Genomic DNA, 7,760 nt, shown 5'->3' with positions numbered 1-7,760 from the left:
AGAATGACTTCTTATCAAATTTACCTGGAGGTTTCGAGAATCTTGAGATGAAATAATTACATTACAAAACTTTCCAAAGCCAGTAGTCATTGCCCTCAACAACAAGGGCAATGTCTTCGGAGAACTCCTCTGTAATTGTTATCTTATGAAACTTCATCTGTGAGGCAAACTCATCGTTACTAAATGCGCGACTTTTGCCAAATAAAAGTATACTTTTGTTTTGTAATAGTTCTAAATTCATGGCCCGATTATAGCAATTTATATTTGAAGTTTCATGTCATTTAACTACACTAGCTATAATCAAAATCTAAAATAAAGGATTTATTATGAAATTATATGCACCTTGGCAGAGAGCCTTTGAGAGAATTGCAACTCCTTTTGAGCAGTTTCTTCATGCCCAAACAACTACGGGACTTATCTTGATTCTTATGACAGTTGTAGCACTTGTTCTTGCAAACTCTCCCTTAGCAGATGAGTATCAAAGTATTTTTCATACAAATATAAGTATTATATTTGGCGAATACACTCTTTCAAAGAGTATCCATCACTGGATAAATGATGGGCTTATGGCAATTTTCTTCTTCATCATAGGGCTAGAGATAAAAAGAAATATCTTAGTTGGTGAACTCTCAAACATTAAAGTAGCAGTTTTACCAATAATCGCAGCCTTTGGAGGGATGGCATTTCCTGCACTTATCTACTACGCTATAAACTATGGCGGTGCAGGAGAAGCTGGATGGGGAATCCCAATGGCAACTGATATCGCTTTTGCGATTAGTGCTTTAGTCCTTCTTGGAAAACGTGTCTCAACTTCACTTGTAACCTTTTTAGTAGCGCTTGCTATCGTTGATGACCTTGGCGCGGTTGTTGTTATCGCTCTTTTTTATACTCAAGATATAAATATGTTAGCTCTTCTTTTTGCTTTTATATCTTTTTTGGTGCTTGTCTCTTTTAACCGTTTTGGAATACATGCAGTTCTTCCATACTTTATCATCGGCTCTATTATGTGGCTCTTTATGTTGGAGTCTGGCATACACGCAACAGTTGCTGGAGTTATCGCTGCCATGGCGATTCCTTCACGTCCAAAATATACGCCAATAGACTTTACGCAATCAGTAAAGCATAGAATAGAGGAGTATGATAATTATCCTCTGCAAGATAACTACATGTTACATGAGCAACAAAAAGCAATTCTTCAAAATATAAAAGACAAGATTGATGCTATTAAATCTCCCTCAGCTAGGCTTGAACACTCTCTTCATCTTCCGGTGAGTTTGGTAGTTATCCCTCTTTTTGCACTTGCAAATGCCGGAGTTTCAATTGATTTTTCATCTGCCTATGAAACGCTATTAAAGCCCATATCTTTAGGAGTTATTGCTGGTCTGATTCTTGGAAAGGTTTTGGGGATTGCTGGAATCTCTTATCTTGCTATTAGGTTAGGAGTTGCAAAGCTTCCTGAGGGAAGCAGTATGAGCCAACTCTTTGGTGTAGCTTTTCTTGGCGGTATAGGGTTTACGATGTCTATCTTTATAGCTGAGCTAGCGTTTGCTGGAAATTGCGAGCTAGTATTTCAAGCAAAAATAGGTATTTTAGCAGCATCGTTGTTTGCGGCTCTGTTTGGTTTTGTCTGGCTTAGATTTATAGCAAAAAGTCCAAATCAGTAAAGTTTTATCTTACATCCATCAAATACAAAATCAAGTTCTTTTGGCATCTCTTTGTATAGCAAAGGGCTGTCTAAATCCACATACTCTATAACATCACGATAAGCAAATGCTAAATGCATAGCCATATTTATAGAGTATGGACCCTCTAGCATCGAGCCAAGCATACACTTAACACGATTAGCTCTTGCAAACTCTAAAATCTCAATAGCCTTGCTTACTCCGCCACACTTCATAAACTTTACATTTATCATATCAGCGCACTTCTCTTGTATGACTTTTTTTGCATCTTCAAGTGTAAATACCGCTTCATCTGCTAATATAGGGATTTGAGAGAGCTCAGTTATCTTCTTTAAGTTATCCAAATCAGGAGCTGGGACAGGTTGCTCTATGAGTTTTATATGATTATCTAACATATTTTTTATAAACAGAGTCGCACCTTCAAAAGTCCAAGCTTGATTTGCATCGACTAAGATATCGCATCTTGGTAACTCACCTGCTATCTTTCTAACAATAGAAACTGCATGTAAAACATCACTTCCCACTTTTACTTTTAATATCTCCATCCCATTGGCAAAGGCTTCTTTTGCATCTTGGAGCATTACATCTTCTTCATTTAAGCTGATGGTTATATCACTCTTTATTGGCGATAAATCAGTTGCCCCAAAATACTCATAAAGTGGTTTTTTCGCCTCTTGTGCAAGTAGATGAGTAAACGCTATATCAAGAGCAGCCTTAGCACTTGAGCCAATAGAGCATTTTGTATGTAAAATTTCAAGAGCCTCTTTACATGTAAGGCCTAAAAATAGCTCTTCAACACTAGCTATCGAGGTTAGAATGATGTATATATCTTCCCCAGTTATAGCCTTTGAAGCAGATGCTTCACCGATACCTACTAAAGCATTATCACACTCCACATGAACCCTTACAAACTCCACATGTGAAGCCTCACGCAAAGCCGTTTTAAATGGAGTTTTAAGCTCTATGCTCTTAACTTCTGTTGTTATATTTACTATTTTCATCTATTTTCCTAATATATTTTAATTTCTTCTCGTAAAACTTTCTAATCCTCATCTTCACTTTTCAAAATATTTTCAATCTCTTTTCTTAGTTCATCTTTATTTGGAAGGTATAATTGATATTTTTGTACAAAAAGTTGACTGCTCATCCCACTAATCTTTAAAAACTCAACAATATGCGACCAGCTCAATTTGTGCGACAGTGTCGAACAAATTGGATAAGCACTATAAAATTGCCTAAATCGTACCAGATTGCTACGACTAAAACCTTTCCCATATTTGATACTCAAATCACCACTGAGTTGCTCCAAAAGTCCTTTGCCATACTCTGCTTTTTTAGCCCCATTTTGTTCAAACTCTACGATATATTTACCTATCTCCCAGTAAGTCTTTACAAGTTCAGTATTGACCGCATTAAATGCTCTTACTTTTCCAGTTTCATAAGTTTCACAAATCGTATCAAGTAGATTTTTATATTTTGGTTCTATTGTTTGTGGTTTCATTTTTTTTGCCTATTTAGATTTTTATAGTCTAAGTCAATGCGAGCTTCAATTCTACTCATTTTGCATCATCCATAATCTTTATCTCATCTTCATACGCTTCATAAAGTTCATTAAGTTTTTTTTGCAATACATCTTTAGGGATTAGTTTTGTTTCATACTCTGCTATCACGGTTGGGCTTAGGCTTCGATTGAGTGCATATTTTACGACTTCATCATCTTTTTTTCGACAAAGTAACACACCGATACTTGGGTTTTCGTACTCTTTTTTAACCTCTTTATCTAACACTTCAAGATAAAATTCAAGTTGTCCCAAATAAGCGGGTTTGAAGTTGTCGATTTTGAGCTCAAATACGACCATGCACTGCAAAGCTCTGTGATAAAACAGCAGGTCAATTTCAAAATCACTATTGCCAACTTGCAGTCTGTACTCTTGCCCCATAAAACAAAAATCTCTGCCAATCTCTAAAATAAAATCTTTTAGTTTACCTACAAGTGCTTTTTGTAAATCATTTTCACTATGCGTCATCGGCAATCCTAAAAACTCCAAAGAGTAACTATCTCGAAATATGTTCTGTGTATTTTTTGGAAAATCCTTCACTACAGGGGAAAGTTTGATATTTGCCAACTCTGTTCGCTCATACACTCCACTGCTTATTTGTCTTTGAAGTTCTCTATGCGAGTATTTTTCTTGAATACATAATTGTAGATAAAATTCCCTTTCTTTTTCACTTTTTGTTGATGACAATATGAGTAAATTGTTGCTCCATGATAATTCTGTCAACAGTGTTGACAGTTTTTTATTTTCTTTATAAGTCTCATAAAACTGTTTCATCCGCCAAAGATTTCGTGCTGTAAACCCTCTTATATTTGGCTCTTTATGTTGAATGAAGTTTGCCAACTCCTCCACCACACTTTTCCCCCATTTTTCTTTTACTGTTTTTTCTGAGAGATGGTGTCCTATGTTCCAGTAAAGTTCTATAAGGATGCCATTTACGCTGTGAAATGCTTTTTGTTTGGAGTTATGGATAAGAGTTAAAATCTCGTTAAATGTTGTTGTATGTATTTTCATTTTTTGCCTTTTTTAGATGCTTATGTATTCATTCCCAAGCTGGAGCATTGGGAACGAGAGAAGAGTGCCTGACACTCTTTTCCTTTAAAAGGGAATACACTCATCTTTAAATATTTCTCTTGCCTTATTAAAAATTTCAATATTCAATTGATACCCATATTCTACTTCTTTAAGAATGTTTCTATTTTTTAATGTTTCAAATTCACTATGAAAAGCTTCTTTGTATGATAAATCCAAAAAGCTTGAACCATTTCTAACAAATTTTATAATTAAAATTTCTTCCTGAATTGAAAAAGTTTGAAAAAACTTTGTAATTTTTTTATTTTCTTCATTTTGATCATATTTTTTTATTATCCAAATAAAAATTAATCTTGAAATAGGATAAAAAATTACTAATATTAGAAAAGTAATAACAATATCATTCAATTTTATATATGAAACTAATGAAATAATCCCTGCGGAAGAAGTTGCTAAACCTCTTGAATTATCATCTTCATTATAAATAATTTTTAAAAAATCTGCTAAATTGTTGTTCATCTTAAATTTCCTCCACAATCTTAATCTCTTCATCTGTTAAATCGTAAAGTTTATAAACCATCTCATCAATCTCTTTGTCCGTTTTTGCTATCTCGTCTTTTAGCTTGCATGTCAAGGTTTTGTCATTTTCAAAAAGGTTTTGCCACCCTTGTTTGAAGTTACGCTCTGCAAGTTTGTCGGCAAATTTTAGTTTATTGGCTTTTGCGTATTCTGTTGCAAACTCATCAAACTCTAGCTCCTCAAAGTTTTGGAGTTTTTTTGTGAGTTTTTCTAGGTTTAACATGTCATGAAAGTTTTGTTTTGTTTCTTGGAGCTCTTTATAAAGATTTATCATTTTTTCAGCTTTTATTGATAATTCTTTTTGATTTTTTGTATATACAAGTGGCAACAGCTCGATTGTAGATTTATTAATAGCTAAATAGCCACCTGCTAAATGCTTGTCTTTAAATTCAATATTTAGGTAATATGTTAAAAATTTAGAATTTAAAACAGCCAATAAAAAAAGAGGCTCAAACTTCCCAAAATCATAAATTCCATATATTCCAACTCCCAATGCCAATGGAGTGTCTGAATATATAGATTCAATTCGTTTTGTCATTCCTGCTATCACTATTTTATTTTTATTCCAAAAATCAAATTTTGATTTAGCAATAATTTTTTCATCATATCTTATGTATGGGTTTTTATAAACAGATTTCATATAAGGCACATTTTGATTTAGTAAAATATATGGATCAATAGTTCCACTTACTATAAATTTAATCCCATGATTATCTTCATTTATAAGAGGGATAATTTTTTGAGCTTCAAACCCCGTTGTTCCTGAGTTTATTAAAATATCATGATCCTTAATTGTTTTATATCTTTTAAAAATATTTTCTTTTTTTTGAAAGTTATCAAGGTTCTCTAAATTTTCAATTTCATTTATTCCGTATTCTTTACAATTATTTTTTATATTTACATCACCAAGCGTAATGATTGGATAGACTCCTACATTATCAAAAATTGGCAATTTAGAGATGTTTATAATAGTATGCAAAGAATTAGATTTTAAATACTCTAACGAATTTTTTGCATAATCAGATATTAAAAGTTTATTGGGAATAATCCAACCATATAACCCATTCTTGTTTAACAAATTATGACCTAATAGTAAAAATGGTAGATATAAATCATAAGCACCAGATAATAAAGGATACTTATTAGATATTTTTTCTCTGTCTTCTTTATCCATATTTCTTGCATTTACATACGGTGGATTCCCAATCACAACATCAAAACTTCCCTCATCGAAAGGCATATCAAGAAGTGAGTTTGCACAAACAATTTTATCCGCTAATGTCGTAAGCTCTCTTCCTTTACTAGCAGTTCTTAGCCAAAGTGAGAGTTTTGCTATCTCTACTGCATCTTCATTTATATCTACTCCGTAGATATTGTGCTCTAGGATTGATTTTTCTATCTCGTAGTAGGCGGTTATGTCTCCCATGATTACCAAATCTCTTTGTAGAGCTTCATGTTCATGTATGAGAAAATCTAGTGCTTGGTTTAGAAATGCTCCACTTCCACATGCTGGGTCTAGGATTTTGAGATTTAAGAGCCAATTTCTATAAATCTCTAAGTTTTCTTTTTGCGTTTGTTCTTGTTTTGTTGGTTTTTTTGGATTGTTTGGTGGAGTGATTTCTGTGAGTTTCAGCTCTTCTCTTTTGTCATTACAAAGTTTTCCAAGCGTGTTGTCTACTATGTATTTTGTGATGTATTCGGGTGTGTAAAATACTCCATCTTTTTTTCGCTTAGACTTTTTACTATCAAACTCTGTGTCGTTTATGGAAGCGTTAATCTCCTCTAAGTCTGTTAAACTCTGCTCAAAGATATGCCCTAAAATGTTTACACCGATATCACTATCAAAATCATAATTACTTAATTTTTGAGCTTCCATATCAAGATATCTGTCATCTATGATTAGGCTATCTAAAGTCTCATCATGAGCAAACAGTCCGCCATTGTACTTTGGAATGTTTAGCTTCTCGTTTCCTTGATTTATGGCGTTAAAATAGAGCTTGTAATAGTCATACATACTTCTATCGCCAAAACCATCACTGTTGTGTCGCTCTCTTATCTCTTTGATGGTGTTTGGAGTTAAGAGTCCTCTATCTTCTGCAAAGAGTATAAAAATAATTCTATCGCATAGCTTTTGAGTTAATCTAAGAAGCAGAGCTTTATCCAAGCCATTGTTTTTAACTATGTTCTCAAACAGATGAGTTCTAAATAGTGAGAAATCTCTGTAGAGTTCTTTTGATATGTTCTGCTCAAATGAAGCCGATTTCTCTTTTAGTTTTAGTGGCAAATCACTCTTTATACTTTCATACGATAAAAGTAGGTGAAGTTTTTTAAACCCATCATAATCAAGATTAAAAAGTGAAAATTTCTCATAAGCTGTTTTTTTGTCTATGTAAAATCTTAACTCATCAAAGTTGGAGATGATTATGTACTTTGAGTTTGAGTGTGAAGCGTGGTAGTTAAAAGCTTGTGTTTCTATCTTGTCGAGATTTTTAGTGTCTTGTGCTTTTAGCTCTATCACGCCTACTATTTGGTTATCTACATGTATAACGCCATCAGCTTTTTTAGCGTCTGTTTCGTTCTTTTTTTCTCTCTCAAGGTTGAACTCATTTGGGTTTGTGCTATCGAGTGTGTAACCTAAGCAGTTCTCAAAAATATCTTTTAAAAAACCGTCTTGATATTTTTCTTCTTTTACTGTTTTGATAAAGTCGATTTTTGAGAGATATTTTTGAAACTCTGCCCATCTTATGGCTATTTTAGATTCATCTTGTTTGAAGCTTTTTAATACTGATTTTTGAAATATAGACACTTGCTCTAGCCTTAAAAATATTTTTTAATAATATAAAGCATTCTACCTTAATGAAGCAAAATAAAAAAAAGAGATTTTGTTTCTGAGCATTTTTTTACTCTTGTT

General features: G+C 33.2%; 8 protein-coding genes. 1 reads left to right on the top strand and 7 read right to left on the bottom strand.

The window, feature by feature from the left end; genetic code table 11:
- Both PHI38_RS10285 and PHI38_RS07855 read right to left on the bottom strand, forming a co-directional pair.
- Positions 1-90 (bottom strand): aromatic amino acid lyase (locus PHI38_RS10285; RefSeq protein ID WP_367182610.1); only part of this gene is annotated, 90 nt, incomplete at its 3' end.
- Positions 62-241, bottom strand: coding sequence for a hypothetical protein (locus PHI38_RS07855; protein WP_299854738.1), 180 nt, complete (start codon positions 239-241; stop codon positions 62-64). The genes PHI38_RS07855 and PHI38_RS10285, both read right to left, overlap by 29 nt.
- Before the next feature lie 85 nt (positions 242-326).
- Between PHI38_RS07855 and nhaA the strand changes: the two genes are divergently transcribed.
- The gene (nhaA, locus tag PHI38_RS07850; protein WP_299854736.1) at positions 327-1,664 is read left to right on the top strand and encodes a Na+/H+ antiporter NhaA; all 1,338 of its coding nucleotides are present in this window, start codon (positions 327-329) and stop codon (positions 1,662-1,664) included.
- On the opposite strand, the gene PHI38_RS07845 is transcribed toward nhaA, so the two are convergent.
- From PHI38_RS07845 to PHI38_RS07825, 5 genes are all read right to left on the bottom strand, one after another.
- The gene (locus tag PHI38_RS07845; protein ID WP_299854734.1) at positions 1,658-2,683 is read right to left on the bottom strand and encodes a dipeptide epimerase; all 1,026 of its coding nucleotides are present in this window, start codon (positions 2,681-2,683) and stop codon (positions 1,658-1,660) included. The two genes, nhaA and PHI38_RS07845, sit on opposite strands and share 7 nt — an antisense overlap.
- A 41-nt stretch (positions 2,684-2,724) precedes the next feature.
- Entirely contained in the window at positions 2,725-3,183 is a 459-nt protein-coding gene (locus tag PHI38_RS07840; RefSeq protein ID WP_299854731.1) for a DUF1016 N-terminal domain-containing protein, read from the bottom strand.
- 55 nt (positions 3,184-3,238) lie between these two features.
- A complete protein-coding gene (locus tag PHI38_RS07835) occupies positions 3,239-4,252 on the bottom strand; it encodes a PDDEXK nuclease domain-containing protein (RefSeq protein WP_299854728.1) in 1,014 nt (337 codons plus the stop codon).
- An 84-nt stretch (positions 4,253-4,336) separates the two neighbouring features.
- On the bottom strand, positions 4,337-4,789 hold the full coding sequence (locus PHI38_RS07830; RefSeq protein ID WP_299854725.1) for a hypothetical protein: 453 nt from the start codon (positions 4,787-4,789) through the stop codon (positions 4,337-4,339).
- A 1-nt stretch (position 4,790) separates the two neighbouring features.
- The gene (locus tag PHI38_RS07825) at positions 4,791-7,655 is read right to left on the bottom strand and encodes an N-6 DNA methylase (protein ID WP_299854722.1); all 2,865 of its coding nucleotides are present in this window, start codon (positions 7,653-7,655) and stop codon (positions 4,791-4,793) included.
- Positions 7,656-7,760: the final 105 nt, after the last annotated feature.

Origin of the sequence: Sulfurimonas sp. (genome assembly GCF_028694895.1) — a bacterium.
GTDB lineage: Bacteria > Campylobacterota > Campylobacteria > Campylobacterales > Sulfurimonadaceae > Sulfurimonas.
The sequence above is the reverse complement of the archived record's forward strand: the minus strand, read 5'-3'. Positions and strand labels throughout refer to the sequence as shown.